Below are 25584 nucleotides of genomic sequence, written 5' to 3'. Positions count from 1 at the left end.
CCATGAGCGCGCCTTAACCTGCCTGAACAGGCACAGGATCGGCGGCGCGCGCCGCTGCGTCCGGCATCGGGGGCGGCCATGGTTGCTAGCGGAGGAGGTTTTGTGAGGACAATGCTCAACGGGCGCGGCGTGGCGGGCCTGCTGGCCCTGCTGCTGGTGGCGGGATGCGGCAAGGAAAAACAGGAAGCGGTGGCGCCGCCGGCAGCCGAGGTGGGCGTCATCACCGTGGCGCTGCGAGACGTGCCGCTCATATTTGACTTCGTCGGCCAGACCCAGAGTTCGCAGCAGGTGGAGATACGCTCGCGGGTCAATGGCTTCCTGGAGAAGCGGGTCTATACGGAAGGCGCTTTGGTCAAGGCGGGCGAGACCCTGTTCCTGATGGATCCCAAGCCCTTCGAGGCCACGCTGAAGGCGGCCGAGGCCGAACTTGCGCAGCAGCAGGCGCGGCTGAACACCGCGCGCGCCGACCTGAACCGCGTGCGCCCGCTGGCGGCGCGCAATGCCCTCAGCCAGCGCGACCTGGATGACGCCACCGGCAAGGAGCAGGAGGCCGCAGCCGCGGTGGAGCAGGCGCGCGCCAATGTGATCAATGCCAAACTGAACCTGAGCTACACGACGATCAAGTCGCCGGTGGCGGGCCTGTCGAGCTTTGCCAAGCGGCAGGTGGGTTCCTATATCGATACCACCAACAGCCTGTTGACCTATGTCGCCAAGCTGAGTCCGATGTGGGTCAACTTCAGCCTGTCCGAGAACGAGGTGCTGTCGATCCGTTCGTCGGAGAAGTCGGGGGCCATCCGGTACCCGGCGCAGGAAGCCTTCGACATCGTCATCGTGCTGGCCGATGGGACCGAGTTTCCGCACCACGGCAAGATCGCTTTCGCCGACGCCTCGTTCAGCCAGGAAACCGGCACCTACCTGGTCCGCGCCGAGGTCGCCAATCCGCAGGGCACGCTGAGGCCGGGCCAGTTTGTGCGGGTCAAGGTGCATGGCGCGATGCGCACGCAGGCCATTGCCGTGCCGCAGGAAGCCATCGTGCAAGGCCCGCGCGGGCAGACGGTCTGGGTGATCGGCCCGGACAACAAGGCGCAGCAGCGCGTGGTCGACGTGGGCGAATGGACCGGCTCCAACTGGGTGGTGCGCTCGGGCCTGAAGGCCGGTGAACGCGTGGCGGTGAGCGGTCTGCTGCGCCTGATGCCGGGCGCGCCGGTCAAGGCCGTGCCGGCGACCGAGCTGGCCGCGCACGGCGCGGCCAGCGGTGTCCACCCCGCGGCTGGCGAGCCTCCTGCCGCTGCATCGGCCGCATCGGCTGCATCGGCTGCATCAGGAGCAGGCGCGCAGCAGGCAGCGGGCTCCACCGGGAGCAAGCCATGAAGCTTGCCCATTTCTTTATCGACCGGCCGATCTTCGCATCGGTGCTGTCCATCATCATCACGGTGGGCGGCCTGGTGGCCCTGACAAAGCTGCCGATCGCCCAGTTCCCGGATATCACGCCCCCGTCCATCACGGTCACGACCCGGTACCCGGGGGCCAGCGCCGAGGTGGTGGCGCAGAACGTGGCCGCGCCGATCGAACAGCAGGTGAACGGCGCGGATCGCATGATGTACATGAACTCGACGAGTTCCTCGACCGGCGACCTGACGCTGACCACCTATTTCGAGATCGGCACCGACCCCGAGCTCGCGCAGGTGGATGTGCAGAACCGCGTCAACCTGGCGCTGCCCACGCTGCCCGATGCCGTGACGGCACAGGGCGTCTCCGTGCAGAAGCGGTCGTCGGCGTTCATGATGGTGATTGCCATCTATTCGCCCGACAACAGCTACAACCAGACCTTCGTCGGCAACTACGCCAATATCTACGTGCTGGATGCGCTCAAGCGCATTCCGGGCGCCAACCAGTCGTCCATCTTCGGCAGCCCGGACTACGCCATGCGCATCTGGCTGCGGCCGGACCGCATGGCGTCGCTGGGCATCACCACCGAGGACGTCAAGAACGCGGTCGCCAACCAGAACCAGCAGTTCTCCGCGGGACGCATTGGCCAGTCGCCGACCACCGGGCCGGTGCAGCAGACCTTCCCGATCGCCACCAAGGGCCGCATGACCGAGCCGGCCGAATTCGACAACATGATCCTGCGCGCGCAGTCCGGCGACGCCGCGCTGGTGCGTCTGAAGGACATCGGCCGCGCCGAGCTCGGGTCCAAGGACTACTCGCTGCGCAGCCGCTACAACGGCAAGACCGCCACGCTGCTGGCGGTGTACCAGCAGCCGGGGGCCAATGCGCTGGATGTGGCCAAGCAGGTGCGGTCCACGCTGGTGGAGCTGAAGAAGAGCTTTCCGCCGGGGCTGGAGTACGAGGTCGCGCTCGACACCACCGAGTTCGTGCAGGAGTCGATCGACGAGGTGGTGCACACGCTGCGCGACGCGGTGATCCTGGTGATCCTGGTGGTGTTCCTGTTCCTGCAGAGCCTGCGCGCCACGCTGGTGCCGATCCTGGCCGTGCCCGTGTCGATCATCGGCGCCTTCGTTGGCATGAGCGCATTTGGCTTCTCGGTCAACATGCTGACCTTGTTCGGCATGGTGCTGGCCATCGGCATCGTGGTCGACGACGCGATCGTGGTGATCGAAAACGTCGAGCGGAACATGACGGAGTTCAACCTGCCGCCCAAGGAGGCGGCCAAGAAGGCGATGGACGAGGTCAGCGGCCCGGTGGTCGCGATCGTGCTGGTGCTGCTGGCGGTGTTCATCCCGGTGGCGTTCCTGTCGGGCATCACCGGACAGTTGTACAAGCAGTTCGCCATCACCATCGCGGTGTCGGTGGTGCTGTCCGGCGTGGTGGCACTGACGCTGTCGCCAGCGATGGCGGCGATCCTGCTCAAGCCCGGCCAGCACAAGAAGAACCGCTTCTTCACCTGGTTCAACAATTCCTTCGACCGGCTCATTGCCGGCTATGACAGGTCGCTGCAGATCGTGATCCGGCGCACGGTGATGTCGATCGCCATCATCCTGGCGATGGTGGCGGTCAGCGTGGTCATGTTCATGCGCATCCCGACCTCGTTCCTGCCAGTGGAGGACCAGGGCTATCTGTTCGGCGCGGTGGTCATGCCGGACGCGGCCAGCCTGGATCGCACCCAGACGCTGTCGAGCCGGGCCGAATCCTGGCTGTCCAAGCAGCCCGGCGTGTCATCGGTGGCCACGGTCGATGGCTACAGCCTGATCGACTCGCAGAACAAGGCCAATGCCGGCACGCTGTTCATCACGCTCAAGGGCTTCCATGAACGTGGCGCGGGCGAGTCCGCCGCCGACCTGATCCAGAAGTCGATGCGGGAATTCTCGCGCTACCAGGACGGCGTCGTGATCCCGCTGAATCCACCTTCGATCCCGGGCCTGGGCACCACCGGCGGCTTCGAGTTCTGGCTGCAGAGCACCGCGGACGGGACTTACCAGCAGCTGGAGCAGAAGGTCCACGAGTTCATCGCCAAGGCCCGCCAGCGGCCGGAGCTGACCGGCGTGAACTCCACCATCAATTCGCGCTCGCGCCAGTTCCTGGTCGAAGTCGACCGGGAGCGCTCCGAGACCCAGGGCGTGCCGGTCGAGAACGTCTATTCGGCGCTGCAGACTATGTTCGGCTCGCTCTACGTGAGCCAGTTCCCGAAGAACAGCCGCTTGTTCCAGGTGATCCTGCAGGCCGAGCCCGAGTTCCGCTCGCGCCCGGAAGACCTCGACAAGGTCTACGTGCGCAACCATAACGGCGACATGGTGCCGATCAAGGCGGTGACCTCCACCAAGTATGTGCCGGGGGCGGACATCGTCACACGCTTCAACAACTTCCCGGCCGCCAAGGTCATGGGCGACGCCGCGCCGGGCTACAGCTCGGGGCAGGCCATCTCGGCCATGGAGGAGGTGGCGCAAGAGGTGCTGGGGGCGGGCTACGCCTATGCCTGGAGCGGCCAGGCTTATGAAGAAAAGACCGCCGGCTCCACCGCGGTCTACGTCTTCGCCTTTGCCTTGCTGATGGTGTTCCTGATCCTGGCGGCGCAGTACGAGAAGTGGTCGCTGCCGCTCGGCGTGCTGCTGGCCGTGCCGTTCGCGCTGTTCGGCGCGCTGCTCGGCATCCTGATGCGCGGCATGGAGAACGACGTCTACTTCCAGATCGGCCTGACCGTGCTGATTGCGCTGGCGGCGAAGAACGCGATCCTGATCTTCGAGTTCGCGGTGGAAATGCGCGAGAAGGAAGGGCTCAGCGCCTACGATGCTGCCATCCACGCGTCCAAGCTGCGGCTGCGGCCGATCATCATGACCTCGCTGGCCTTTATCCTGGGCTGCGTGCCGCTGGCCATCGCCAGCGGCGCCTCGGCGGCCAGCCGGCAATCGCTCGGCACGGGCGTGATCGGCGGCATGCTCGGGGCGACGGTGATCGCGCTGTTCTTTATCCCGATGTTCTTCTGGGGCCTGGAGCGCATGTCCGAAGGCAAGCCCAAAAAGGCCGCCAAGGCCGGCGATGCGCCGCAGCCACCTACCACTCCACCCACCGCGCCGTCTGCCGGAGAAACGCTATGAGACCGCGCGCGTGGATGCTGGCGGCCAGCGCGGCGGCAGCGCTGGGCGGCTGTGCCATCGGCCCCAACTATCAGCGCCCGGAAACCCCGGAGGTGGCGCAGTACCGCCTCGACACCGGCGCGCTGGCGATCGCCGCCGACAGCGACTGGTGGAACCAGTTCAACGATCCGGTGCTGAATGCGCTGGTGGATGCGGCGCTGGCCGGCAACTACGATATCCGCATCGCTGCCGCGCGCATCGACGAATTCCGTGGCCAGCTGATGGTGGCGCGCGCCGGCTTTTTCCCGCAGCTCAATCTTTCCGCGTTGGCCGCGCGCCAGAGCATCGGCAGCCTGAACAGCACGCAGTTCGGCAGTGGCACCGGCAACACCTACCAGCTGCTGGCCAACGCCAACTGGGAAATCGACCTGTGGGGCCGCATCCGCCGGCAGGCCGAGGCGGCCGAGGCCAGCCTGTGGAATGCCGAGTACGCGCGCCGCGGCGTGGTGCTGGCGCTGGCGGCTTCCGTGGTGCAGGGGTATGCCACGCTGCGCGGGCTCGATGCGCAGCTCGACGTCGCGCAGCAGACGCTGGCGTCGCGCGCGAGTGGCCTGGATATCTTCCGCCAGCGCTACGAAGGCGGCGTGATTTCGCAGCTTGAACTGGCGCAGGCCGAGAATGACTACTACGTGGCCGAGGGCTCGATCCCGCCGCTGCGTGCCAGCATTGCGCAGACCGAGAACGCGCTGTCGGTGCTGCTGGGCCGGCCGCCGGGCCCGATCGAGCGTGGCAAGCCGATCAACGAGCTGCAGGCGCCGCCGGTCGGGGCCGACCTGCCGGCCGCCTTGCTTTCGCGCCGGCCCGATGTGCTGCAGGCCGAGCAGATCGCCATCGCCGCCAATGCGCAGCTGGGCGCGGCGCAGGCGCTTTACCTGCCAGCGGTCAACCTGAGCGGCCTGTTCGGCGCCGTGGCGGCGTCGCCGGGCGCGTTGTGGGACAGCGCGTCGCGGGTATGGGCGATCGGCGCGGGGCTGACCCAGCCGATCTTCCAGGGCGGCGCCATCCGCGGGCAGGTGCAGACCGCGTCCGCGCAGCGCAGCCAAGCCATGTTTGCTTACCAGGGCACGGTGCTCGCAGCGCTGGCGGATGTGAACAGCGCGCTGGCCAATGGCGTCGAGACCCGCACGCGGCTGGGCAGCCTGCGCCGGCAGGAGCAGAGCCTGTTTATCTATGCCGACCAGGCATTTGCCCGGTATGAGGGCGGGTATTCGAGCTACCTGGAGGTCACCAATGCGCGCGAGAAGCTGTTCGATGCGCAACTGGCGGCGATCCAGGGCCAGGTCGAGGTGCTTACCAGCACGGCGGCGCTGTACAAGTCGCTGGGCGGCGGCTGGCCGTCGGTGCCGCAGGCCGTGCGCGAGGCGGGGATGCAGGGGGATGCGAAGGTGTTGGCGAGGTGAAAACCAGAGCCGAAGCCGACGGTTTTGGGTGCTCCCAAGCCGCCCGAGCTAGCCCAGGCAAGGTGTTCTCCCTCTCCCCTCAGGCCCCTCAGGGGAGAGGGTTGGGGAGAGGGGTGGTCTAGCCAGGCACCACCCCAGGCAAGGCCTTCGGTTTTAACCCACGGGACGTCAGCTTTTGACAGTCCCGCCCTCTCCCCCGGCCCCTCTCGCAGGCGGGAGAGGGGAGCAAAGCGGTGGTATGCGCAAGGCATCGCTACCGCGCCGACCACTCCCCCTGCCTGACGCCCAGTGCCGTCACCACGCCATAGGCGGTAATGCCCAGCGCGACCCCCAGGAAATGCCCGTCCAGCCCCATCCCGAACACATTGGCCAGCACCCAGCCTCCGCCGGCGGCCAGCGCGATCCGGCACAGCCCCGCCGCAACCGGCCAGCGCATGCGCCCGGCACCCATCGAGGCAAAGTACAGTGCCATGCCCAGCCCGAAGCCGCCAAACGCCGGCCCCACCCATGACAGCGCGCGCGCGGCAATGGCGATCACCTCGGCATCGCTGCTGAACAGGCTGGCAAATTGCATTGGCGCAAGCCCCACCGCTGCGCCCGCCGTCCCCGCGATCAGCAACGCGAGGAAGGCACCCACCCAGGCGGTGCGGCGCGCCGTATGCCAGTCGCCGGCACCGACCGCACGCCCGACCAGTGCCGTCAGCGCCGAGCCCACGCCGAACGCGAGCGGAATCATCAGGAATTCCAGCCGCGCCGAGATCCCGTAGGCGGCCACCGCCGCGGTGCCATGGTGGCGCAGTTGCGCGGTGACGAGGATGGTGGTCAGGTTGGCCACCGAAGCCAGCGCGCACGCCACCAGCCCCACCGACAGGATGCGCGAGAACAGCGCCCACGATGGCCGCACCCGCAACACCGGCACGAAACCCGCGCCGCCGCGCGCGACCACGATCGCCATCGCCAGCGCCGCTGCCCACGAGACCGCCGCCAGCGCCGCGCCGATGCCGGCCAGCCCCATCCCGGCGGGTTCGGCCAGCAGCCACGCCAGCACCGGGAAGGCCACCCACATCAGCGCCAGCACACGCGCCGCCAGCGCATGGCGGCCGCCGCCGCGCAGCACCGAGGCCAGCGTATTGGCCAGCCATGCCGGGATCGCCCCCGCGCCGAACAGCCAGATCGCATAGGTGGCAGCGGCTTCGGCGGCGGTGGCGCCGGCCACGGCACCGAGCACGCCGCGCGGAAAGCCGGCCAGCACTACGGCAAAGGCCAGCCCCGCCGTGACCGCAATCAGCAGCGCATGCATCACCAGCTCCGAAGCTTCGTCGCGCTTGTTGGCGCCCAGCGCCCGCGCGATCGCCGCGACCACGCCGCCGCCCATGGCGCCGGTCGACATCTGTTGCAGCAGCAGCGCAAACGGCAGCACCACCGCCCAGCCGGCCAGCGCAGCGGTGCCCTGGCGCGCGGCCAGCCAGGTTTCGATCAGCTGGCCCACGGCCTGCAGCACCGCGATCAGCGCGGTCGGGCCAGCCAGGCGGCCGATGCGCCGGGCGAGTTCGGTGGCGGGGACGGTCTCGGTGGGGACAGTGCCGGCAGGCAAGGCACGGGTTTCACTCATGGCCGTGCTCCGCGTCGTGGCCGATGGTCTCGGGTTCGCCGAAGCGGCGCCGCAGGAAGCGGCCGGCGCCCGGGCCGGGCAGCACGCGCACGTCGTCCAGCGTGATCGGCGTACCGTCCGCGCGTGCCAGCTCCGGCTCGGCGATTTCCTCGCCGGTGCGACGGTCCTGCAGCAGCGTCAGCGGACCTTTTTCATCGGTCATCCAGCGGTCGGCCCAGGCCTTGAGCGCTACATAGGCGGGGAAGAAGTCACGGCCCTTGTCGGTCAGCTGGTAGACGTGGCGGCCACCACCGTCTGGCGTGACGCGGGCCAGCAGGCCATGCGACACGAGCGTCTTGAGCCGGGCGCTGAGGATGTTGGGGGCGATGCCCAGGTTGCGTTCGAACTCGTCGAAGCGCGTGCTGCCGTAGAAGGCCTCGCGCAGCACCAGGATGGCCCAGCGCTCGCCCAGCACCGCCATGGAGCGGGCGACCGGGCAGGGCATCGAAGTGAAATCGGTTGGGGTGGGCATGGCGGGTTCGGCCTTACTTTCAATTTGCAAGTGTTCTGAAGCATAGCTTGCAGAATGAAAGTTCGTTCACCAGTTAGCCGGGACCTCGCGCAATTTCGTTCGATCATCGGCCATTCCGCTCCCGGCGTGGGGCCGGCTGCACGTCTAGGTCGGCCTTCAGGGGGCGGCGAAGACTTCGAGCTTGCCCAGTTCGTCGCGCATGAATTCGATCAGCGCCCGCGTTGCCATCGACGGATGGAGGTTGGGCGTGGTGATGATGAAGAGCCGGTTGCCCAGGCCCTCAGGGCGCCAGTCCGGCAGTACCGGCACCAGTTCGCCAGCGCGCACTTCTTCCCACCCGATATAGGCCGGCAGCAGGCCGATGCCATGCCCCTCCCGCACCGCGCGTGCCAGGAACAGGAAGTGCTCGGATTGCAGCGTCGGCGTCAGCGCCACGTCGACGCGCTGGCCTTCGCGGTACAGCGACAGTGCGAACTGGCGCGGCGTATAGGGCGGGCAAAGGAAGCTGCAACCGGCCAGGTCCGGCGGCACCCGGACCGGCGGGATGGTCGCGAGGTACTCTGGCGATGCGTACAGTTGCCAGCGTATGTCGCAGATTTCCCGTGCCACGTGGTCCAGCGGCGGGGTTGAAGTGACCTTCAGCGCCACATCGATCTCGGCCGCGATCAGGTCGTTGACCCGGTTGGCAAAGAACACCCGCAGCGTGATTCCGGGATGCAGCTTGGCGAACCGCAGCAGCAATGGCGCGATATAGGCGTCACCCAGCCCGGTCGGCACGCTCACGCGCACATGGCCGCGCAAGGTCTTGCCCAGGCTGTCGATCTCCGCCTGCGCCGAAGTCACCTCCTGCAGGATGCGTACGCCGTGCTGGTACAGCGCATGGCCGGGCTCGGTCAGCTCCAGCCGACGTGTGGTCCGGCGCAGCAACTGGGCGCCGGCCTGGTGCTCCAGCTCGCGCAACTGGCGGCTGACCTGCGAACGCGTGACGCCGCGCCGCCGGCCCGCTTCGGCAAGATTGCCGGCATCGACGATGTCGACGAAGGCCTGGATCAGGTTGAGGTCCATCCGGGATTGCCTGTGGGATTGTCGAATCTGGCGCAACATTGTGATTCCGCTGCGCGTGATTGTCGATGCAGGGCCGCGCCGATACAGTGGCAAGCTGTCAGTCAGCTCAGCGAGAAAGGGAGACAACGGATGGCCACGGACCTCTGGTTTGAAGACATGCACCGCACCGCCGACGAACTGGTGGCGCGCGGCGCGCAACTCGCCGGCGGCCTGCGCCGGCTGGGCGTTCAGCAGGGCGACGTGGTCGCGGTGCTGCTGCGCAATGATCCCGCCTACGCCGACGTGGTCAACGCGTGCCGCACCGCCGGCTGCTACTACTGCCCGATCAACTGGCACTTCACCGCCGAGGAAGTGCGCTTCCTGCTGGCCGACAGCGGCGCCAAGGTGCTGCTGGTCCAGTCCGACCTGCTGCCCGCGGTGCGTGACGCGGTGCCCGCGGGCATGACCGTACTGTCGGTCGGCGGCAGCGCCGAGGGCGCGATCGAATATGAAGGCTGGCTGGCGCAGCAGCCCGCCTACGATGGTCCGCGCGTGGCACCGCGCGGCCATATGGCCTACACCTCAGGCACCACCGGCCGGCCCAAGGGCGTGATACGCGCTCCGGTCCCGCTGGACCAGCTGGAAGCGCAGCAGGAGCGCGCGCGCTCGCTGGTGCGGCAGACCTACGGCCTCGAGCCGGGCTGCCGCGCGCTGATGTCGGCGCCGCTGTACCACAGCGCGCCAAGCTCGTTTATCCAGAACGCGCTGCAGATGGCCGAGCGCCTGGTGATCACACCGCGCTTCGATGCCGAGCAGGTGCTGGCGCTGGTCGAAAAGCATCGCATCGACGTGATCTACCTGGTGCCGATCATGTACGTGCGCCTGCTCAAGCTGCCGCCCGAGGTGCGCGCAAAGTACGACCTGTCGTCGCTGCGCTTCGTGGCCTCGACCGGCTCGCCGTGCGCGCCGGAGGTCAAGCGCGCCATGCTCGACTGGTTCGGCCCGATCATCCACGAGACCTATGCCTCCAGCGAGGCCGGCATGATCACCGTGGCCACGCCGGCAGACGCCGCCGCGCGCCCCGGCACCGCCGGCCGCCCGGTCGATGACGCGCAACTGCGCATCCTGGATGAAGACGGCCGCGAGTGCGCGCCGGGCGAGATCGGCCTGGTCTACGTGCGCCAGCCCGCTTATCCCGACTTCAGCTACCGCAACAACGACGCCGCGCGCCGCGCGATCGACCGCGGCGGACTGGTAACGCTGGGCGACATGGGCTACGTCGATGCCGACGGCTACCTGTTTATCTGCGACCGCGCCTCGGACATGGTGATCTCCGGCGGTGTCAACATCTACCCGGCCGAGATCGAGCACGAACTGGTGCGCTATCCCGGCGTGGCCGACTGCGTGGTGTTCGGCGTGCCCGACGACGAGTACGGCGAGCGCCTGCTCGGCATGGTGCAGCCGATGCCCGGCGTGGAAATCCGCGAAGCCGAGGTGATCGAATGGCTGCGCCAGCGGCTGTCGGGCTTCAAGGTGCCGCGCAGCATCGTGATCGAGCCGCAGCTGCCGCGCGACGAGACCGGCAAGCTCGCCAAGCGCCGGCTGCGTGACCGATACTGGGAAGGCCGCCAGCGGCGCGTCTGAGTCCACCGGGCAGCGCGGCAATACAGAGATAACCACACGAGGAGACGCGATGCACAAGGACAGAAGAGGACGGCGGGCCTGGCTCGCCGCGATGGCAGCCGGCGCCGGATGCGCGCTGGCATTGTGGGGCGGCGCCGCGCTGGCCGCCTATCCGGACCGGCCGCTCAAGCTGGTGGTGCCGTACACGCCGGGCGGCTCGACCGACCAGTTCGGGCGCGCGCTGGCCGACGGCATGTCGCGCCAGCTTGGCCAGACCGTGGTGGTGGAAAACCGCCCCGGCGCCGCCACCATGATCGGCACCAACAGCGTGGCCCGTGCGCCCGCCGACGGCTACACCATGGTGCTGGCCACCAACGGCAGCATGGTGCTGAACCCGATGCTGTACAAGAAGATCACCTACGATCCGCCCAAGGACTTCAGGATCTTCACGATCGGTGCCGAGGCGCCGCTGGTGGTGGTGACCAACACGCAGGTGCCGGCCAACAACATCAAGGAGTTCGCGGCCTACGCGAAGTCGGCGGGCGGCAAGCTCAACTATGCGTCGGTGGGGCTCGGCAACGCCCTGCAGCTGGCCACCGAGATGCTCAAGAGCGAACTGGGCATCAACGTTACCCACGTCCCCTACAACGGCAGCGCGCCGGCGCTGGCTGCGCTGCTTGCCAACGACGTGCAGTTGATGGTCGACGTGGTCAGCACGTCGCTGCCGCATATCAAGGCCGGCAAGCTCAAGGCGCTTGCGGTCACCGGTCGCACCCGGCTGGAGGTGCTGCCCAATGTGCCGACCGTGGCCGAGAGCGGCTATCCCGATTTCCAGGCCGCTACCTGGTTCGGGCTGGCGGTGCCGGCGCAGACCCCGCCTGATGCTGTCGCCAAGCTGCAGGCAGCCGCTTCGCACGTGCTGAAGGACCCGCAGTTCCGCGCGACCTTCAGCGCGCTCGGGCTGATCGTGCAGCCGCCGCGCACGCAGGCAGAGATCGACCGCTATATCGAGGCGGACCGTGAGCATTGGGGGAAGGTGATCCGGGCGAATAATATTTCGCTGGATTGAATACGCTGGCTTTCAGAAGGTTTGCTCCCCTCTCCCGCTTGCGGGAGAGGGCCCGGGGGAGAGGGAGGGCGCATGGCAAGCACGATGCCGCTCCACTTCGTTGACACGCTGGCCCTCTCCCCCAACCCCTCTCCCACTTCGCGGGAGAGGGGAGCGCTCATGCCACCGCCCACCCTTGGCCCACGCCGCAACGTTGGGCGTATAGTTCATCGCTGATGCCGGCCGCGCCAGCAACGCCCGCGCCGGATGGCCCAGCAACGCCCCAGTGTCATGACCGAGCGCGAGCCCACCGATCCCAAAGATCCCGATTCCGCCGATCCGTCGTCCACGGAGCCGGCGCAGCGGCCGGGCGCCCCGGCCCAGCCTGACCCTGCCGCGCGGCCCCCCGATCCCCGCCTCATCAATGAACTCAGCCGCCGCGCCCGCGTCGCCGCGCGGCGCAAGTCGCGCCAGGCCGGCCGCATATCGCGCACCACGCTGCGCTACACGGTGTTCATGTTCGGTGCCGGCTGCGTCGGCTTGTTCTCGCTGGTGTTCGCGTGGATCGCCGAGGTGGCGCTGCGCTGGAACCACCATCTGACCCAGGCCACGCCGTGGCTGGCTTTCGTGATGCTGCCGTTCGGCCTGGCCGCGCTGCGCTGGCTGACCATCCGCTTCGCGCCGCAGGCGCGCGGCAGCGGCATCCCGCAGGTGATCGCGGCGGTCACGCTGCCCCCGAATGGCCCGGCGCAGACGCTGCTGGTGTCATTGCGGCAATCGATGTGGAAGGTGTTGCTGACCACGCTGGCGTTGCTGGCCGGCGCCTCGGTGGGCCGCGAAGGGCCATCGGTGCAGATCGGCGCCGCCGGCATGCTGGCGTGGGGCCGCTGGTGCCAGGAGAAGCTGCGCTTTCACATTGGCTTCCATCCCAATGCGCTGATCGCCGCGGGCGCGGCCGGCGGGCTGGCGGCCGCATTCAATACGCCGCTGGCCGGCGTGGTCTTCGCCATCGAGGAACTGGGGCGCGGCACCGCGGTGCGCTGGGACCGGCTGGTGCTGTCGGGCGTGCTGACCGCGGGCTTCCTGTCGCTGGCGGTACTGGGCAACAACCCGTATTTCGTGGTCAAGGTGCCGATGCTGGTGTTGAGCAACGCGTGGGGCCCGGTGCTGGTGTGCGCGCTGCTCAATGGCGTGCTGGGCGGCTTCTTTGCCAAGGCGCTGGCGGGCGGCGTGCCCGGGCTGCTGCCCGCACGCTGGGGTGACTGGGCGACGCAGCATCCGGTGTGGGTCGCGTTCGGCTGCGGACTGGTGGTGGCCGTCCTCGGCGTGGCGACCGCTGGCGCCACCTTCGGCACCGGCTACGAGCAGGCCGCGGCGCTGATCAACGGCGAATCGCATGCCACGCTGTGGTTTGGCATCGCCAAGCTGGTGGCGACGGTGGCGTCGTACTTTGCTGGCATCCCGGGCGGGATCTTCACCCCGGCGCTGGCCATCGGCGCGGGCATCGGCCAGAACGTGGCGCAGTTCGTCACCGGCATGGCCGAACCGCGCGTGCTGGCGCTGGTGTCGATGGCGGCGTTCCTGGCCGCGGCCACGCAGGCGCCGATCACCGCCAGCGTGATCGTGATGGAGATGACGCGCACGCAGGACCTGACCGTGTACCTGCTTGCGGCATCGCTGCTGGCCTCGTTTATCTCGCGGCAGTTCTCGCCGCATCCGTTCTACCATCAGGCCGGCCACGCGTTCCGGCGCGAAGCGCTGGCACTGGTGCGCAAGGCGCCGGCTTGACGGGGCGGCATCCTGGCGCCGCAGCCTGTCGCCGCATTATCGCCGCATGTGCAGGAGCCGCCGGGGCGATCGGTTAAGCTAGCGCTCGCCCCGATCCGCAGGCATCCGGTGGCTTACGGGTGGCTTGCGCGGCACCCATGCCACCGGCCCCGTTGTCATGCGTGACTGGCGCCGCACCCGCACCCGAGGAACATCCCGGCCGGGGCGCGCTCCAACCCGGAGCCGTTTTCCAGGAGTCTGATTTGAAATTTTCCGTTGCCGGGCTGGCGCTTGCCGGCCTGCTGGGCGCCGCCGGCGCCATTGCCGCTCCCGCCGCCAAGCCCGCTGCCGCACCTGCAGAACCCAAGGCCGCCAAGGCAGCCAACAGCACCGAGAACAGCGCACTGTCGCCGCTGCTGGGCATGCTCGAGATCGGCAACCCGCTGCCCGCGCTGCCCGATTGCGCCGACAAGCGCTCGCCCGACGGCCGCGACGTGACCGCCTTCTGCGTGGAGTTGAAGGGCGACGGCCTGATGCGCCAGGTGGGCGTGCCGCGCGACAAGCGCCCCGGCTTCATGGACGGCCAGCACGTGCTGGCCTTTGTCGACCGCAATGCGCTGGTCGGCCTGGTAGTGCCGACCGCCGGCGCCAATTCGCAGCAGGCCGCCGTCGACAGCCTCAACGTGCTGTTTGGCAAGCCGTTCCGCCAGGAACAGGAAGAGATGCGCGACAAGGCCGGCAAGACCGTCAAGACGATCCATGCCGGCTGGATGAAGCGGCCGCTGACCGTTGAGCTGTACGCGATGCCGGAAGACCCCGCCACCGGCACCATCGAGATGCTGCTGCCGCAGGCGCGCGAGCTGATGGCCGAAAAGGATGCCGAGGTGGCCGGCAAGCTGAACCCCGCGTCGGCGCCGGCGGCGAAGGGCAAGGCTGATAAGTCTGAAAAGCCTGAAAAGACCGAAAAGGCGGCCGCCAAGCCGCCTGCCAAGCCGGTCAATCCCGGCAGCTGGTAAGCCAGGCGAGGCTGTGACCGTCTCTGGCCGTCACAGCCCTTCCATCACCTTGTCCAGCCCCCGCACCACGCCGCGCACGGTGTGGACCTTGCGGATCGCCAGCAGCGCGCCGGCGACATAGGGCTTGGAGCCGTCGCCGGCCTCGTGCTTGAGGTGCAGGCGCTGGCCGTCGGCGCCGAAGATCACCTCCACGCCGAGCTGGTAGCCCGGCAGCCGCACCGCATGCACTTGCGTGCCCGACATGGTGGCGCCGCGGGTTTCCTTCGGGCCGTTGACCTGGTCCACCGGCACCGCCTGCGCGGCGGTCTTGACCTGGCCGAGCCGGTATGCCAGCTCGCGGACCGTGCCGGACGGCACATCAACCTTGCCGGCCTTGGCGTAGTCGATGATCTCCCAATGTTCCAGGTGGCGCGCCGCCATCTCGGCGAACTTCTGCAGCAGCACCACGGTGATGGCGAAATTGCCGCAAGCCAGCACGCCGCGCTCGGCCTTGCGCGCGGCCGCGTCGATCTCGGCGTAGTCCTCGTCGGTCAGCCCCGAGGTGCCCACCACCACGTGCGCGCCATGCGCCAGCGCCTGAAGGATGTTGTGCTTGGCGACGGCTGGCTTGGTGTACTCGACATAGACGTCATAGGGTGTCTGCCCCAGCGCGTCGATGCTGGCGGCGGCCACGCCCGGCGTATCGGCATGGCCGGTCAGTTGCGCCAGCGGCTGGCCGGCGGCGCCGCGCGACAGGCCTGCCACCAGTGCCATGTCGGGGGCATGCGCCACGCCGCGCGCCAGTTCACCGCCGGCCCAGCCGGTCACGCCGCCCACGGCGACACGGATCGTATTGCTCATTGGATATCTCCGCTTTGGCTTGTTCGGTCTGCGAGCATACCGCGTCAGCCGGCAGCGCGCCGGCGGTCGAGCTTGCGCGCCAGCACGATCGAGGTGGTGGTGTGGTTGACGCCGTCGAGCATGCCGATCTCGTCCAGCAACCGGTCGAGCCGGTCGTGCGTGTCGCAGCGGATCGCTACCAGGTAATCGACCGGCCCGCTGACCGAGTTGACCTCTTCGATCTCCGGCAGCCGCTGCAGCGCGCGCAGGATCGCCGGCGCGGCCTTGGGCTGCACTGACAGGCCGCAGTAGGCCAGGATCACGTTGTCTTCCATCTTCTGCCCCAGGCGCACGCCATAGCCGGCGATCACGCCGCTGCGCTCCAGCCGGGCAATACGGGCGACCACGGTGGTGCGGGCGATCCCGAGCTGCCGGGCGAGGTTGGCGGCACTTTCGCGCGCGTTGGCCTGCAGCAACGACAGCAGGTGGCGGTCGGTCACGTCGAGTTCGGTCATAACGTCAGGCAGGTTCGTCGTTTCGTTCGATTATGGCGGGTTTTCGTCGTTCTTGTGCCTTCATTCCGTCGCGGCCGATATCCATACTCCAGTCACGGGACAACCTTTCTTGTGGACGGAGACACCATGCAACCCTCGAACCTGGGCCGGCAGGCCCCGCCAGACCTGCCCAAGGCAAACCGCCCGCTGCATGTGGCGGTGCTGGGCGCAGGCAAGATCGGGCGCACCATTGCCGCGATGCTGCATGACAGCGGCGACTACCGCGTCAGCGTGGTCGACCACGACGCGCGCCGCCTCGACGGCCTGCCGCGCGGCGTGCTGGCGCGCGCCGGCGATCCCACCGAGCCGGGCACCTGCGCCGCGCTGCTGGCCGGCGCCGACGCGGTGCTCAATGCGCTGCCGTTCCACGCCGCCATCGCCGTGGCTTCGGTCGCGGCCCGCCTGGGCGTGCATTACTTCGACCTGACCGAGGACGTGGCCGCTACCCACGCCATCCGCCAGCTGGCGCAGAACGCGCGCTCGGTACTGATGCCGCAGTGCGGGCTGGCGCCGGGCTTTATCGGCGTGGTCGGGCATGACCTGGCGCGGCGCTTCCTGCGTGGCGGAGGCGAGCTGCTGGACCTGCAGATGCGGGTCGGCGCGCTGCCGCGCTATCCCAGCAACGCGCTCAAGTACAACCTGACCTGGAGCACCGAGGGACTGATCAACGAGTACTGCAACCCGTGCGAAGCCATCGTCGACGGCCGCCGCGTCGAACTGCCGGCGCTGGAAGGGCTGGAGAGCTTCGCGCTGGACGGTATCGAGTACGAAGCCTTTAATACATCTGGCGGCCTCGGCACGCTGCCCGAGACGCTGGCCGGGCGTGCGCGCCACGTCGACTACAAGTCCATCCGCTATCCCGGCCATTGCGCGCTGATGAAACTGCTGCTCAACGACCTGCGCCTGCGCGAGCGGCGCGACTGGCTGCGCGATATCTTCGACCGCGCCATCCCGGTGACCGAGCAGGACGTGGTGATCGTGTTCGCCACGGCCACCGGCTACCCCGCCGGCGGCGAGCGCGGGCGCGGGCCGCTGACGCAGGCATCGTTCTCGACGCGCATCGGCGGGGTCGATGGCAAGGGCGGGCATGTCAACGCGATCCAGCTGACCACCGCGGCGGGCATCTGCACCGCGCTGGACATGGTGGCCACCGGCGCGCTGCCGCAGGCTGGCTTCGTGCGCCAGGAGGCGATGCCGCTCGACGCCTTCCTCAACAACCGCTTCGGCCGCCACTACACGCAGCATCCGCTGCAGGAGACCCTCGTATGAAAGCGCAAGAGTTTGCTGCCTGCTGGGATTCGCTGGGGCTGCCGCGTCCCTGGCAGGACGGCACGCCGGCCGGCACGGTGACGGTGCGCTCGCCGGTCGACGGCGAGGCCATCGGCCATGTGCCTGCCTGCACGCCGGCGCAGGCCGACGCGCTGGTTGCACGCGCGCACGCGGCGCAGAGCACCTGGGCGCTGCAGCCGGCACCGGCGCGCGGCGAGATCGTGCGGCGCTACGGCGAAGTGCTGCGCGAGCACAAGCCCGCGCTCGGCCGGCTGGTGTCGCTGGAAACCGGCAAGATCCTGCAGGAAGGGCTGGGCGAGGTGCAGGAGATGATCGATATCTGCGACTTCGCCGTGGGCCTGTCGCGCCAGCTGCACGGGCTGACCATCGCCTCCGAGCGCCCGCAACACGCGATGCGCGAGACCTGGCACCCGTACGGCCTGTGCGGCGTGATCTCGGCCTTCAATTTCCCGGTGGCGGTGTGGGCGTGGAACGCGGCGCTGGCGCTGGTGTGCGGCAACGGCGTGCTGTGGAAGCCGTCGGAGAAGGCGTCGCTGTGCGCGCTCGCCGCGCACGGGCTGCTTGAGCGCGTGCTGGCCGCGGCCGCGCCGCAGCATGCCGGCATCACCGCGGTCATGCCGGGCGGGCGCATGCTCGGCAACCACCTGGTGCAACACCCGGCGGTGCGGCTGGTCAGCGCGACCGGCTCGACCCGCATGGGCCGCGAGGTCGGCATCGCCTGCGCCGGGCAGTTCAAGCGCAGCATCCTGGAGCTGGGCGGCAACAACGCGGCCATCGTCGCGCCTTCGGCCGATATCGAGCTGGCGGTGCGGGCCATTACCTTCGCCGCGGCGGGCACGGCGGGCCAGCGCTGCACCACGCTGCGCCGCTGCTTCGTCCATGCCGACCTGATGGATACCATGGCCAGCCGGCTGGTCACGGTGTTCGACCGGTTGCCGGTCGGCGACCCGCTTGACGATGGCACGCTGATCGGACCGCTGATCGACAACGCCGCGGGCGATGCCATGGCCAACGCGCTCGCCGCGTGCCGCGCGCAAGGCAATATCGTCACCGGCGGCGAACGGCTGCTGGCCGAGCGCTTCCCGCACGCCTGCTACGTGCGGCCGGCGCTGGTGATGACCGACGTGCAGCACGACACCATGCTGACCGAGACCTTCGCGCCGATCCTGTACCTGATGCCGTACACCAGCTTCGACGAAGCGATCGCGCTGAACAATGCCGCCGCGCACGGGCTGTCGTCGTGCATCTTCACCGAGTCGATGCGCGAGGCCGAGCGCTTCCTGTCATCGGCGGGCAGCGACTGCGGCATCGCCAACGTCAATATCGGCACCAGCGGCGCCGAGATCGGCGGCGCCTTTGGCGGCGAGAAGGCGACCGGCGGCGGGCGCGAGTCGGGATCGGATGCGTGGAAGGGGTATATGCGCCGGGCGACCAACACCATCAACTACGGCGACTCGTTGCCGCTGGCGCAGGGGATAAAGTTCGAGATCTGAGAGGGGGATGGCACCGGCGCCGTAGGGAACGGTAACAAGCCTTACACGCCTTTGACGCCGTATTACGCAAGCTGCCCGTATAACGTCAGCAGGGCAGGCACATGCCCGCTTCCGGCCGCGAGGTCCCCTAGGAACACACCATGAAACTGCTGACGATTGGAATGGCTGCCGCGGCGGCCTCGGTCACCCTGCTGGGCGGCTGCGCCGTCTATCCCACCCCCGCTGGCCCCGCCCTGGGACCCGCGCCGGTCTATGTAGCCCCCGCGCCGGTCGTGGTCGCGCCGCGGCCGTACTACTACGGCGGCTACGGCTACTACGGCCGTGGCTATCGTCGCTGGTAATGACAACGGTAAGGCCGCGATTGCCGGAGGTTGCGGCAAAGTAGACAGGATTGAAGCAACGGCGGGGAGCCCGGCAGCAGCGTTCAGTTGCCGCTCGCCGCGTCACCGGGCCGGGCGTTGAGCCCGCCCCAGCTGGGCGTGAGCGTCTGGCCGATCTCAGGCAGGTCGACCAGGTCCAGCACCCGGCCGACCGTATGGTCCACCAGCTCGGCAATGCTTTGCGGCTTCTGGTAGAAGCCCGGCACCGGCGGGAACACGATCCCGCCCATTTCCGTCACCGCCGTCATATTGCGCAGGTGCGCAAGGTTCAGCGGCGTTTCCCGCACCATCAAGACCAGCTTGCGCCGCTCTTTCAGCGTGACGTCGGCGGCGCGCGTGATCAGGTTATCGGACAGGCCATGCGCAATCGCTGCGAGCGTGCGCATGGAGCAGGGCGCCACCACCATCGCGTGCGCGCGGAACGAGCCGCTGGCAATGGTGGCGCCGATGTCGCGCACGTTGTGGACGACGTGCGCCAGCGCTTCCACCTCGGCACGGCCGATGTCCAGCTCGTGCTGCAGGTTCATCACGCCGGCCGGCGAGATCAGCAGGTGGGTTTCCACACCGGGCGCCGCGCGCAGCACCTGCAGCAGGCGTACGCCGTAGATGGCGCCGGTGGCGCCCGTGATCGCGACAATCAGCCGCCGCGGCGGTACGGTCCCCGCCGTTGCCGGCGGGGCGGCGCTCACGGGCATGGCGGGCTCAGCCCTTCAGCAGGGTTTGCAGTTCGCCGTTCTGGTACATCTCCATCATGATGTCCGAGCCGCCGACGAACTCGCCGTTCACGTAGAGCTGCGGGATGGTCGGCCAGTTGGCGTATTCCTTGATGCCCTGGCGGATGCCGTCGTCGTCCAGCACATTGACCGTGGTCGGCGCGTCGACGCCGCAGGCCTTCAGGATCTGGATGGCGCGGCCCGAGAAGCCGCACATCGGGAACTGCGCGGTGCCCTTCATGAACAGGACTACCGGGTTGCCCTTGACGATCTGGTCGATCTTTTGCTGCACGTCGCTCATGGTCTGCTTTTCGGTTGGGTGGCGCCGCCGAACTGGCGCCGCCTGGGAGAAGGGATGCCGCGCGGCCAGGCGCACGGCGGGAATCTGCCAGCGATTTTACCGGAATCGCCGGCGGGCTTCAGGGTTGCGCTCCGGACCGGCGTCCGCCGGTGCAGCGTTCCTGGCCAGCCAGGTCGCGCGCGGTGAAGACGTCGGTGAAGCCGGCATCCTGCAGCAGCGCGCGCGTGGCCTGCGCCTGGTCGAAGCCGTGCTCCATCAGCAGCCAGCCGCCCGGCAGCAAGCGTTCCGCCGCACCGTCGACAATCTTGCGCAGGTCGGACAGGCCATCCTGGTGGTCGGTCAGCGCGTCGATGGGCTCGAAGCGCAGGTCGCCCTCGGCCAGGTGCGGGTCGCCCGCGGCGATATAGGGCGGGTTGCTGACGATCAGGTGGAAGCGCAGCGCCGGCGGCAGCGCCGCGTACCAGTCGGATACCAGGAAGTGGATGCGGTCGGCGCCAAGCGCGCTGGCGTTGTCCTGCGCCACCATCAGCGCGCCGGCCGAGATATCGGTGGCCCACACCTGCGCATCGGTGCGTTCGCGCGCCAGCGTCACCGCCAGTATGCCCGAGCCGGTGCCCAGGTCCAGCACCAGCGGGCGGGGCACGTCGGCCAGCCGGGCCAGCGAGGCTTCGGCGGCGATCTCGGTGTCCGGGCGCGGGATCAGTACATCGGGCGTGACGCGGAACTTGCGGCCGAAGAATTCGCGCTCGCCGATCAGGTAGGCCATCGGCTCGCCCGCCAGCCGCCGCGCCAGCAGCGTGGCAAAGGCATCGCGCTGGGCCAGCGTGAGCGTATCGGTATCGCGCGTGATCAGTTGCGTGCGGCTGAGCCCGGTCACGTGCGTCAGCAGCATGCGCGCTTCCAGCGTGGGCAGGCCCACCATGGCGGCGAGGGTCTGGGCTTCGCGCAGCGTTGGCGTGGCCGGTAGCGCGGCAGTATCGGGGGAAGACATCGGGTAGGGACGGTTCTGTTGCCGGCCACAAAAAACCCCACCGGCGCAGGGCCTGGCGGGGCTTTGAGGCGGGACTTCCGGCGTTTCGCCAAGTGTACCGCCCATCGGAGGCGGGCGGCATAAAGCCCCCGCCGGGACGATTACTTATTGACGCTGTCCTTGGCCTTGTCGGCGCCGGCATTGACGGCATCCTTGGCTGCCTGCTTGGCATTGGCCATGGCGTTACCGGCTTCTTCCTTGGCCTTCTCGGCGGCAACCTGCGCGCTCGAAGCGGCATCGCTGGCGGCAGCCTTGGCGGCGTCGGCAGCGCTGCTGGCTGCTGCCGCGGCGTCGCTGGCGGCGGCCTTGGCCGATTCAGCGGCGCTTTGCATGGCGCTGTCGGCGCTGGAAGCTGCGGGGGCTTCTTCCTTCTTGCTGCAAGCGGCCATGGCCGCGGTGATCATCAACAGCGCGAGCAGTTTTTTCATGATTTCGTCCTAGGAAGTGTTTTGGGAGAGACTTACCCGGCACCATTCTCCGTTTGCCGGTCGAAATCGATTATAGACAGCGCGTTTACCCCTACCAGTGCTGTTTCAAGCATTTACAAGAAATACAAAGTCTTGTGTGACGTTACGCGCTGTTCGTGCAGGAAGCGGCCGGGGCGCCGCTCAGGTCTCTTCGCCGAGCGCTGCCAGCTGGTCTGCCTGGTGTTCCGCGGCCAGCGACGACAGCAGTTCGTTCATGTCGCCGTCCATGATCATGTCGATCTTGTAGAGCGTCAGGTTGATGCGGTGGTCGGTCACGCGGCCTTGCGGGAAGTTGTAGGTGCGGATGCGGTCGCTGCGGTCGCCCGAGCCGATCAGGTTGCGCCGCGTGCTGGCTTCCTTTGCCTGGGCGGCGCGGGTCTGCATGTCCTTGATGCGCGCGGCCAGCACCTTCATGGCCTTGTCCTTGTTGCGGTGCTGCGACCGGTCGTCCTGGCACTCGACCACGATGCCGGTGGGCAGGTGGGTCAGGCGCACGGCCGAATCGGTCTTGTTCACGTGCTGGCCGCCGGCGCCCGAGGCGCGGAAGGTGTCGATGCGCAGGTCGGCCGGGTTGATCTCGACCTCGCCGACCTCGTCGGCTTCCGGCATTACCGCCACCGTGCAGGCGGAAGTGTGGATGCGCCCCTGCGCCTCGGTGGCGGGCACGCGTTGCACGCGATGGCCGCCGGATTCGAACTTCAGCTTCGAAAAGGCGGCATCGCCGGCGATCCGCACAATGACTTCCCTGAAGCCGCCCAGGTCAGACTCGGACTCGCTCATGATCTCGACCTGCCAGCGCTGGCGCTCGGCATAACGCGTGTACATCCGCAGCAGGTCGGCGGCGAACAGCGCACTTTCCTCGCCGCCGGTGCCGGCGCGGATTTCGAGCAGCAGGTTGCGGTCGTCGTTGGGATCCTTGGGCAGCAGCAGGCGCTGCAGGCTCTGTTCCAGCGCTTCCAGCCGCTCGCGCGCGCTGGCGATCTCGTCGGCGGCGAAGTCCTTCATCTCCGGATCGTCCAGCAGCGCCTGCGCGGTGCCCAGGTCGTCCTGTGCCTGGCGATATTGCCCGTACTGCTCGGCCACCGGCGACAGCTCGGCATGCTCGCGGCTGAGCTTGCGGTACTGGTCGATGTTGGCGGTCGCGTCTTCGCGCGCGAGCAGGGCGTTGACTTCATCGAGTCGCTCGGCCAGTTGGTCGAGCTTGGCAAGCATGCTGGCTTTCATCGGGATGCGGGGGAATTGGGGTAGGACGGAGGGCCGGGGCTGCCGGATGACGGGATGCCGGCGGCGGCTGCGTGCCGGCGTGGTCGGCGCGCGGCACAACGGGAGCGCGGCTAGCGCTCGGAGTGGCTGCTGTGGCGGAACAGGCCCGGCACCAGGCGCAGCAGCGCCTCGCGGTCCTCGCCCTGGGTGTGGTTCAGCGCGTGGGTCGGGCCGTGCAGGAACTTGCGGGTCAGCGCGCCGGACAGCGCTTCAAGCACCGCCTCGGGGTCGTCGCCGCGTGCCAGCATGCGGCGCGCGCGCTCCAGCTCGGCCTGGCGGATGGCCTCGCCGCTGGTCTGCAGCTCGCGGATGACTGGCACCACGCTGCGCGTTTCCAGCCAGTGCATGAAGTTCTGCACGCGGCTTTCTATGATGGCTTCGGCTTGTGCGACAGCGGCCTGGCGCAGTGCGTTGCCCTCGCGCACGATCGCGCCGAGGTCATCGACGGTGTACAGGAAGACGTCGTCCAGGCGCGCGACTTCCGGTTCCACGTCGCGCGGCACGGCCAGGTCGACCATCATGATCGGGCGGTGCTTGCGGCGCTTGACCGCGCGCTCCACCGCGCCCAGGCCGATGATCGGCAGCGAGCTGGCGGTGCAGGACACCACGATGTCGAACTCATGCAGCCGTTCGCCCAGGTCGGTCAGGCGGATCGCCTGCGCGGTCAGGCCCTGGCCGGACAGTTGCTCGGCCAGCTTCTCGCCGCGCTCGACGGTGCGGTTGGCCACCACGATCTGGCGCGGCTGTTGCGCGGCAAAGTGCGTCGCGCACAGTTCGATCATCTCGCCCGCGCCGATAAACAGCACGCGCTGGGTCGAGACGCTTTCAAAAATCCGCTGTGCCAGCCGCACCGCGGCCGCGGCCATCGATACGGAATGCGCGCCGATCTCGGTCTGGCCGCGCACTTCCTTGGCCACCGCGAAGGTGCGCTGGAACAGCTGGTTCAGGTACGTCCCCAGCGAGCCCGCCTCGCCGGCGGTGCGCACGGCATCCTTGAGCTGGCCCAGGATCTGGGTTTCGCCCAGCACCATCGAATCCAGCCCGCTGGCCACGCGGAAGGCATGGCGCACCGCTTCGGACTGCGGCAGCGCGTACAGGTGCGGGGCCAGGTCGCCGGCCGGCACGTTGTGGTGCTGCGACAGCCACCGCAGGGTGTGCTCGAAACCTTCCTGGCCCGGTTTCAGGACGTCGGTGGCGCAGTAGATCTCGGTGCGGTTGCAGGTGGAGAGGATGGCGGCTTCGGTGCCGCTGCGGCCGGACAGGTGCTCGCGCAACGCGCCCAGAGCCGGCTTGATCTGCTCGAGCGGAAACGCCACCCGCTCGCGCAGCGAGACAGGTGCCGTCGTGTGGTTGATGCCGATCGCGAGCAGTTGCATTTGTTGGGGACAGGTACGATCCGGGGCGTGGCCGGACCGGTTGCCATTATACCGCCGGCACCACAGATTGCAGGCGCATACCCAGTATGCGTCGCAGGCGCGCAGGTTTGAAGTATTGTTACGGCGCGGCCGGTCGCCGCTGTGATTCAGGCTACACAGGAGAAGCGGATGCTGGGCACCTTGATCGTGGGTTTGCTGGTGGGACTGGCGGCGCGCCGGCTGCATCCGGCAGGGCCCGTCGTGACCCTGCCGGCCGCGCTGGTGCTGGGCGCGGCGGGTGCGGCAGCCGCTTTCTACGGCGGCCGCGCACTGCACTTGTTCATCGACGGGCAGCTCGGCAGCTGGCTGGCTGTGATCGCCGGCGCAGCGATCGTGGTGGGCGTCTGGGGTGCCGTCCGGCCGCGCGGACGGTAAAAACAGAACTGACGCGACGGTCGGGAATCTGCGCGCCGCTTGATCCAGGTCAGGTCCGCACGGGATCCGCTTCGGCCCGCGCGGCCAGCAGCCGGCGCAGCACGCCGTTCGAATAGTGGCTGGCCACTTCCTTCAGGAATGCCGCGAAATCCACATGGGCGGTATCGTCGGCCCGGTCCGAAACCGTGCGCATGACCGCGTACGGCACGCCGTATTCATGGCAAACCTGCGCCACCGCGGCGCCTTCCATCTCCACCGCCAGCAGCCCGGGCAGGCGCCCGCGCAGTTCCGCCACCGCAGCCGGGGCGCCGATAAACTGGTCGCCGCTGGCGATCATGCCCTTGTGCAGCGCCGGAGAGGCCACGCCGAAGCGCGCCAGCACCTCGGGCGGCACCTCGGCGGCCAGGTCGAGCCGCAGGAAATCCGCCGCCGCGCCTTCCAGTTCCGCGGTCAGCGCCGGGTCGGCCGGGAATTCAGCGCGGTCCAGCAGCGGCACTTCATGGCGGCCGAAGAACGGGCGTGCGTCGAGGTCGTGCTGGATGGTGCGGTCGGCGATGACGATGTCGCCCACGCTGGTATCGGCGCCGACGCCGCCGGCCAGCCCGGTGAAGACCACCTGGGTGGCGCCGAACTCCCGGATCAGCGTGACCGTGGTTGCCGAGGCCGCCACCTTGCCCATGCGCGCCAGCACCAGCACGCACGGCTGGCCGTACAGGTTGCCGACGTAGTAGTCGCGCATGCCGATGGTGTGCACCGTGGCGCGGCTGTCGTCGTGGCGCATGGCGGCCACCAGGCCGTCGACTTCATCGTGGATGGCGGCAAGGATTCCCAGGGTCATGGTTGCAGCGGGGCGGTGGCAAAGCCGATAGCT

General features: G+C 68.6%; 23 protein-coding genes. 11 read left to right on the top strand and 12 right to left on the bottom strand.

Going from position 1 to position 25584, the window contains the following annotated elements; genetic code table 11:
- The first annotated feature begins 111 nt into the window (after positions 1–111).
- Genes LPA45_RS15845 through LPA45_RS15835 form a run of 3 tightly spaced genes read left to right on the top strand, consistent with a single transcriptional unit; the run spans position 112 to position 5992 of the window.
- Positions 112–1371 (top strand): efflux RND transporter periplasmic adaptor subunit, encoded by a 1260-nt coding sequence (locus LPA45_RS15845; RefSeq protein WP_116320258.1) that lies wholly within the window; start codon positions 112–114, stop codon positions 1369–1371.
- The gene (locus LPA45_RS15840) at positions 1368–4553 is read left to right on the top strand and encodes an efflux RND transporter permease subunit (RefSeq protein ID WP_116320257.1); all 3186 of its coding nucleotides are present in this window, start codon (positions 1368–1370) and stop codon (positions 4551–4553) included. The genes LPA45_RS15845 and LPA45_RS15840 overlap by 4 nt, the downstream gene beginning before the upstream one ends.
- Positions 4550–5992: an efflux transporter outer membrane subunit gene (locus LPA45_RS15835; RefSeq protein ID WP_116320256.1), complete on the top strand. Its 1443-nt coding sequence runs from the start codon at positions 4550–4552 to the stop codon at positions 5990–5992. The genes LPA45_RS15840 and LPA45_RS15835 overlap by 4 nt, the downstream gene beginning before the upstream one ends.
- Before the next feature lie 253 nt (positions 5993–6245).
- Here the strand turns inward: LPA45_RS15835 and LPA45_RS15830 are convergent, their stop codons facing one another.
- The 3 genes from LPA45_RS15830 to LPA45_RS15820 form a co-directional block, all read right to left on the bottom strand.
- Positions 6246–7604, bottom strand: a complete 1359-nt coding sequence (locus LPA45_RS15830; RefSeq protein WP_116320255.1) for an MATE family efflux transporter — start codon at positions 7602–7604, stop codon at positions 6246–6248.
- Positions 7597–8115 (bottom strand): helix-turn-helix domain-containing protein, encoded by a 519-nt coding sequence (locus LPA45_RS15825; protein WP_116320254.1) that lies wholly within the window; start codon positions 8113–8115, stop codon positions 7597–7599. Before LPA45_RS15825 ends, LPA45_RS15830 begins: the two co-directional genes overlap by 8 nt.
- A gap of 156 nt (positions 8116–8271) precedes the next feature.
- Positions 8272–9180 carry a LysR family transcriptional regulator gene (locus tag LPA45_RS15820; protein ID WP_317922251.1) on the bottom strand — a complete coding sequence of 303 codons (909 nt, stop codon included), beginning with the start codon at positions 9178–9180 and terminating at the stop codon, positions 8272–8274.
- A gap of 129 nt (positions 9181–9309) precedes the next feature.
- Here LPA45_RS15820 and LPA45_RS15815 point away from each other — a divergent pair, with 129 nt between their 5' ends.
- From LPA45_RS15815 to LPA45_RS15800, 4 genes are all read left to right on the top strand, one after another.
- Positions 9310–10803, top strand: coding sequence for an acyl-CoA synthetase (locus tag LPA45_RS15815; protein ID WP_116320252.1), 1494 nt, complete (start codon positions 9310–9312; stop codon positions 10801–10803).
- Between the two features lie 49 nt (positions 10804–10852).
- Positions 10853–11851 carry a Bug family tripartite tricarboxylate transporter substrate binding protein gene (locus LPA45_RS15810; RefSeq protein WP_376790612.1) on the top strand — a complete coding sequence of 333 codons (999 nt, stop codon included), beginning with the start codon at positions 10853–10855 and terminating at the stop codon, positions 11849–11851.
- A gap of 270 nt (positions 11852–12121) precedes the next feature.
- Positions 12122–13618: a chloride channel protein gene (locus LPA45_RS15805; protein WP_317922288.1), complete on the top strand. Its 1497-nt coding sequence runs from the start codon at positions 12122–12124 to the stop codon at positions 13616–13618.
- A 242-nt stretch (positions 13619–13860) separates the two neighbouring features.
- The gene (locus LPA45_RS15800; RefSeq protein ID WP_317922252.1) at positions 13861–14613 is read left to right on the top strand and encodes a hypothetical protein; all 753 of its coding nucleotides are present in this window, start codon (positions 13861–13863) and stop codon (positions 14611–14613) included.
- 30 nt (positions 14614–14643) lie between these two features.
- On the opposite strand, the gene dapB is transcribed toward LPA45_RS15800, so the two are convergent.
- Positions 14644–15453, bottom strand: coding sequence for a 4-hydroxy-tetrahydrodipicolinate reductase (gene dapB / locus LPA45_RS15795; RefSeq protein WP_317922253.1), 810 nt, complete (start codon positions 15451–15453; stop codon positions 14644–14646).
- Between the two features lie 44 nt (positions 15454–15497).
- A complete protein-coding gene (locus LPA45_RS15790) occupies positions 15498–15947 on the bottom strand; it encodes an Lrp/AsnC family transcriptional regulator (RefSeq protein WP_029048352.1) in 450 nt (149 codons plus the stop codon).
- Positions 15948–16073: 126 nt separating this feature from the next.
- Between LPA45_RS15790 and LPA45_RS15785 the strand changes: the two genes are divergently transcribed.
- The 3 genes from LPA45_RS15785 (at position 16074) to LPA45_RS15775 (ending at position 19110) form a co-directional block, all read left to right on the top strand.
- A complete protein-coding gene (locus tag LPA45_RS15785) occupies positions 16074–17255 on the top strand; it encodes a saccharopine dehydrogenase C-terminal domain-containing protein (RefSeq protein WP_116320248.1) in 1182 nt (393 codons plus the stop codon).
- The gene (locus tag LPA45_RS15780; protein WP_116320247.1) at positions 17252–18769 is read left to right on the top strand and encodes an aldehyde dehydrogenase family protein; all 1518 of its coding nucleotides are present in this window, start codon (positions 17252–17254) and stop codon (positions 18767–18769) included. Before LPA45_RS15785 ends, LPA45_RS15780 begins: the two co-directional genes overlap by 4 nt.
- Positions 18770–18915: 146 nt before the next feature.
- The gene (locus LPA45_RS15775; RefSeq protein WP_116320363.1) at positions 18916–19110 is read left to right on the top strand and encodes a hypothetical protein; all 195 of its coding nucleotides are present in this window, start codon (positions 18916–18918) and stop codon (positions 19108–19110) included.
- Positions 19111–19193: 83 nt separating this feature from the next.
- On the opposite strand, the gene LPA45_RS15770 is transcribed toward LPA45_RS15775, so the two are convergent.
- The 6 genes from LPA45_RS15770 to hemA all read right to left on the bottom strand — a co-directional run bounded on the left by LPA45_RS15770 (position 19194) and on the right by hemA (position 24299).
- Positions 19194–19844, bottom strand: a complete 651-nt coding sequence (locus LPA45_RS15770; RefSeq protein WP_116320246.1) for a UbiX family flavin prenyltransferase — start codon at positions 19842–19844, stop codon at positions 19194–19196.
- Between the two features lie 7 nt (positions 19845–19851).
- Positions 19852–20163 (bottom strand): Grx4 family monothiol glutaredoxin, encoded by a 312-nt coding sequence (gene grxD / locus LPA45_RS15765; protein ID WP_116320245.1) that lies wholly within the window; start codon positions 20161–20163, stop codon positions 19852–19854.
- Between the two features lie 118 nt (positions 20164–20281).
- On the bottom strand, positions 20282–21154 hold the full coding sequence (gene prmC, locus LPA45_RS15760) for a peptide chain release factor N(5)-glutamine methyltransferase (RefSeq protein ID WP_233528168.1): 873 nt from the start codon (positions 21152–21154) through the stop codon (positions 20282–20284).
- Between the two features lie 140 nt (positions 21155–21294).
- The gene (locus tag LPA45_RS15755; protein ID WP_116320243.1) at positions 21295–21621 is read right to left on the bottom strand and encodes a hypothetical protein; all 327 of its coding nucleotides are present in this window, start codon (positions 21619–21621) and stop codon (positions 21295–21297) included.
- 180 nt (positions 21622–21801) lie between these two features.
- Positions 21802–22884 carry a peptide chain release factor 1 gene (prfA, locus tag LPA45_RS15750; RefSeq protein WP_116320242.1) on the bottom strand — a complete coding sequence of 361 codons (1083 nt, stop codon included), beginning with the start codon at positions 22882–22884 and terminating at the stop codon, positions 21802–21804.
- Between the two features lie 110 nt (positions 22885–22994).
- Complete coding sequence (gene hemA / locus LPA45_RS15745) at positions 22995–24299, bottom strand: glutamyl-tRNA reductase (protein WP_116320241.1); 1305 nt, start codon at positions 24297–24299, stop codon at positions 22995–22997.
- A 168-nt stretch (positions 24300–24467) separates the two neighbouring features.
- Between hemA and LPA45_RS15740 the strand changes: the two genes are divergently transcribed.
- Positions 24468–24713 (top strand): hypothetical protein, encoded by a 246-nt coding sequence (locus tag LPA45_RS15740; RefSeq protein WP_116320240.1) that lies wholly within the window; start codon positions 24468–24470, stop codon positions 24711–24713.
- Between the two features lie 49 nt (positions 24714–24762).
- Here LPA45_RS15740 and LPA45_RS15735 read toward each other — a convergent pair whose 3' ends face one another.
- Positions 24763–25551, bottom strand: coding sequence for a 5'-methylthioadenosine/adenosylhomocysteine nucleosidase (locus tag LPA45_RS15735; protein ID WP_116320239.1), 789 nt, complete (start codon positions 25549–25551; stop codon positions 24763–24765).
- Positions 25552–25584 lie beyond the last annotated feature (33 nt).

The organism is Cupriavidus sp. Agwp_2 (assembly GCF_040784895.1).
Classification (GTDB): Bacteria; Pseudomonadota; Gammaproteobacteria; order Burkholderiales; family Burkholderiaceae; genus Cupriavidus.
The sequence above is the reverse complement of the archived record's forward strand: the minus strand, read 5'-3'. Positions and strand labels throughout refer to the sequence as shown.

What these genes read in the sequence shown, in the direction of transcription:
- LPA45_RS15845 (WP_116320258.1), top strand. Translation starts at nt 112, where the DNA reads ATGCTCAACGGGCGCGGCGTGGCGGGCCTGCTGGCCCTGCTGCTGGTG.
- LPA45_RS15840 (WP_116320257.1), top strand. Translation starts at nt 1,368, where the DNA reads ATGAAGCTTGCCCATTTCTTTATCGACCGGCCGATCTTCGCATCGGTG.
- LPA45_RS15835 (WP_116320256.1), top strand. Translation starts at nt 4,550, where the DNA reads ATGAGACCGCGCGCGTGGATGCTGGCGGCCAGCGCGGCGGCAGCGCTG.
- LPA45_RS15830 (WP_116320255.1), bottom strand. Translation starts at nt 7,604, where the DNA reads ATGAGTGAAACCCGTGCCTTGCCTGCCGGCACTGTCCCCACCGAGACC.
- LPA45_RS15825 (WP_116320254.1), bottom strand. Translation starts at nt 8,115, where the DNA reads ATGCCCACCCCAACCGATTTCACTTCGATGCCCTGCCCGGTCGCCCGC.
- LPA45_RS15820 (WP_317922251.1), bottom strand. Translation starts at nt 9,180, where the DNA reads ATGGACCTCAACCTGATCCAGGCCTTCGTCGACATCGTCGATGCCGGC.
- LPA45_RS15815 (WP_116320252.1), top strand. Translation starts at nt 9,310, where the DNA reads ATGGCCACGGACCTCTGGTTTGAAGACATGCACCGCACCGCCGACGAA.
- LPA45_RS15810 (WP_376790612.1), top strand. Translation starts at nt 10,853, where the DNA reads ATGCACAAGGACAGAAGAGGACGGCGGGCCTGGCTCGCCGCGATGGCA.
- LPA45_RS15805 (WP_317922288.1), top strand. Translation starts at nt 12,122, where the DNA reads ATGACCGAGCGCGAGCCCACCGATCCCAAAGATCCCGATTCCGCCGAT.
- dapB (WP_317922253.1), bottom strand. Translation starts at nt 15,453, where the DNA reads ATGAGCAATACGATCCGTGTCGCCGTGGGCGGCGTGACCGGCTGGGCC.
- LPA45_RS15790 (WP_029048352.1), bottom strand. Translation starts at nt 15,947, where the DNA reads ATGACCGAACTCGACGTGACCGACCGCCACCTGCTGTCGTTGCTGCAG.
- LPA45_RS15785 (WP_116320248.1), top strand. Translation starts at nt 16,074, where the DNA reads ATGCAACCCTCGAACCTGGGCCGGCAGGCCCCGCCAGACCTGCCCAAG.
- LPA45_RS15780 (WP_116320247.1), top strand. Translation starts at nt 17,252, where the DNA reads ATGAAAGCGCAAGAGTTTGCTGCCTGCTGGGATTCGCTGGGGCTGCCG.
- LPA45_RS15770 (WP_116320246.1), bottom strand. Translation starts at nt 19,844, where the DNA reads ATGCCCGTGAGCGCCGCCCCGCCGGCAACGGCGGGGACCGTACCGCCG.
- grxD (WP_116320245.1), bottom strand. Translation starts at nt 20,163, where the DNA reads ATGAGCGACGTGCAGCAAAAGATCGACCAGATCGTCAAGGGCAACCCG.
- prmC (WP_233528168.1), bottom strand. Translation starts at nt 21,154, where the DNA reads ATGTCTTCCCCCGATACTGCCGCGCTACCGGCCACGCCAACGCTGCGC.
- LPA45_RS15755 (WP_116320243.1), bottom strand. Translation starts at nt 21,621, where the DNA reads ATGAAAAAACTGCTCGCGCTGTTGATGATCACCGCGGCCATGGCCGCT.
- prfA (WP_116320242.1), bottom strand. Translation starts at nt 22,884, where the DNA reads ATGAAAGCCAGCATGCTTGCCAAGCTCGACCAACTGGCCGAGCGACTC.
- hemA (WP_116320241.1), bottom strand. Translation starts at nt 24,299, where the DNA reads ATGCAACTGCTCGCGATCGGCATCAACCACACGACGGCACCTGTCTCG.
- LPA45_RS15740 (WP_116320240.1), top strand. Translation starts at nt 24,468, where the DNA reads ATGCTGGGCACCTTGATCGTGGGTTTGCTGGTGGGACTGGCGGCGCGC.
- LPA45_RS15735 (WP_116320239.1), bottom strand. Translation starts at nt 25,551, where the DNA reads ATGACCCTGGGAATCCTTGCCGCCATCCACGATGAAGTCGACGGCCTG.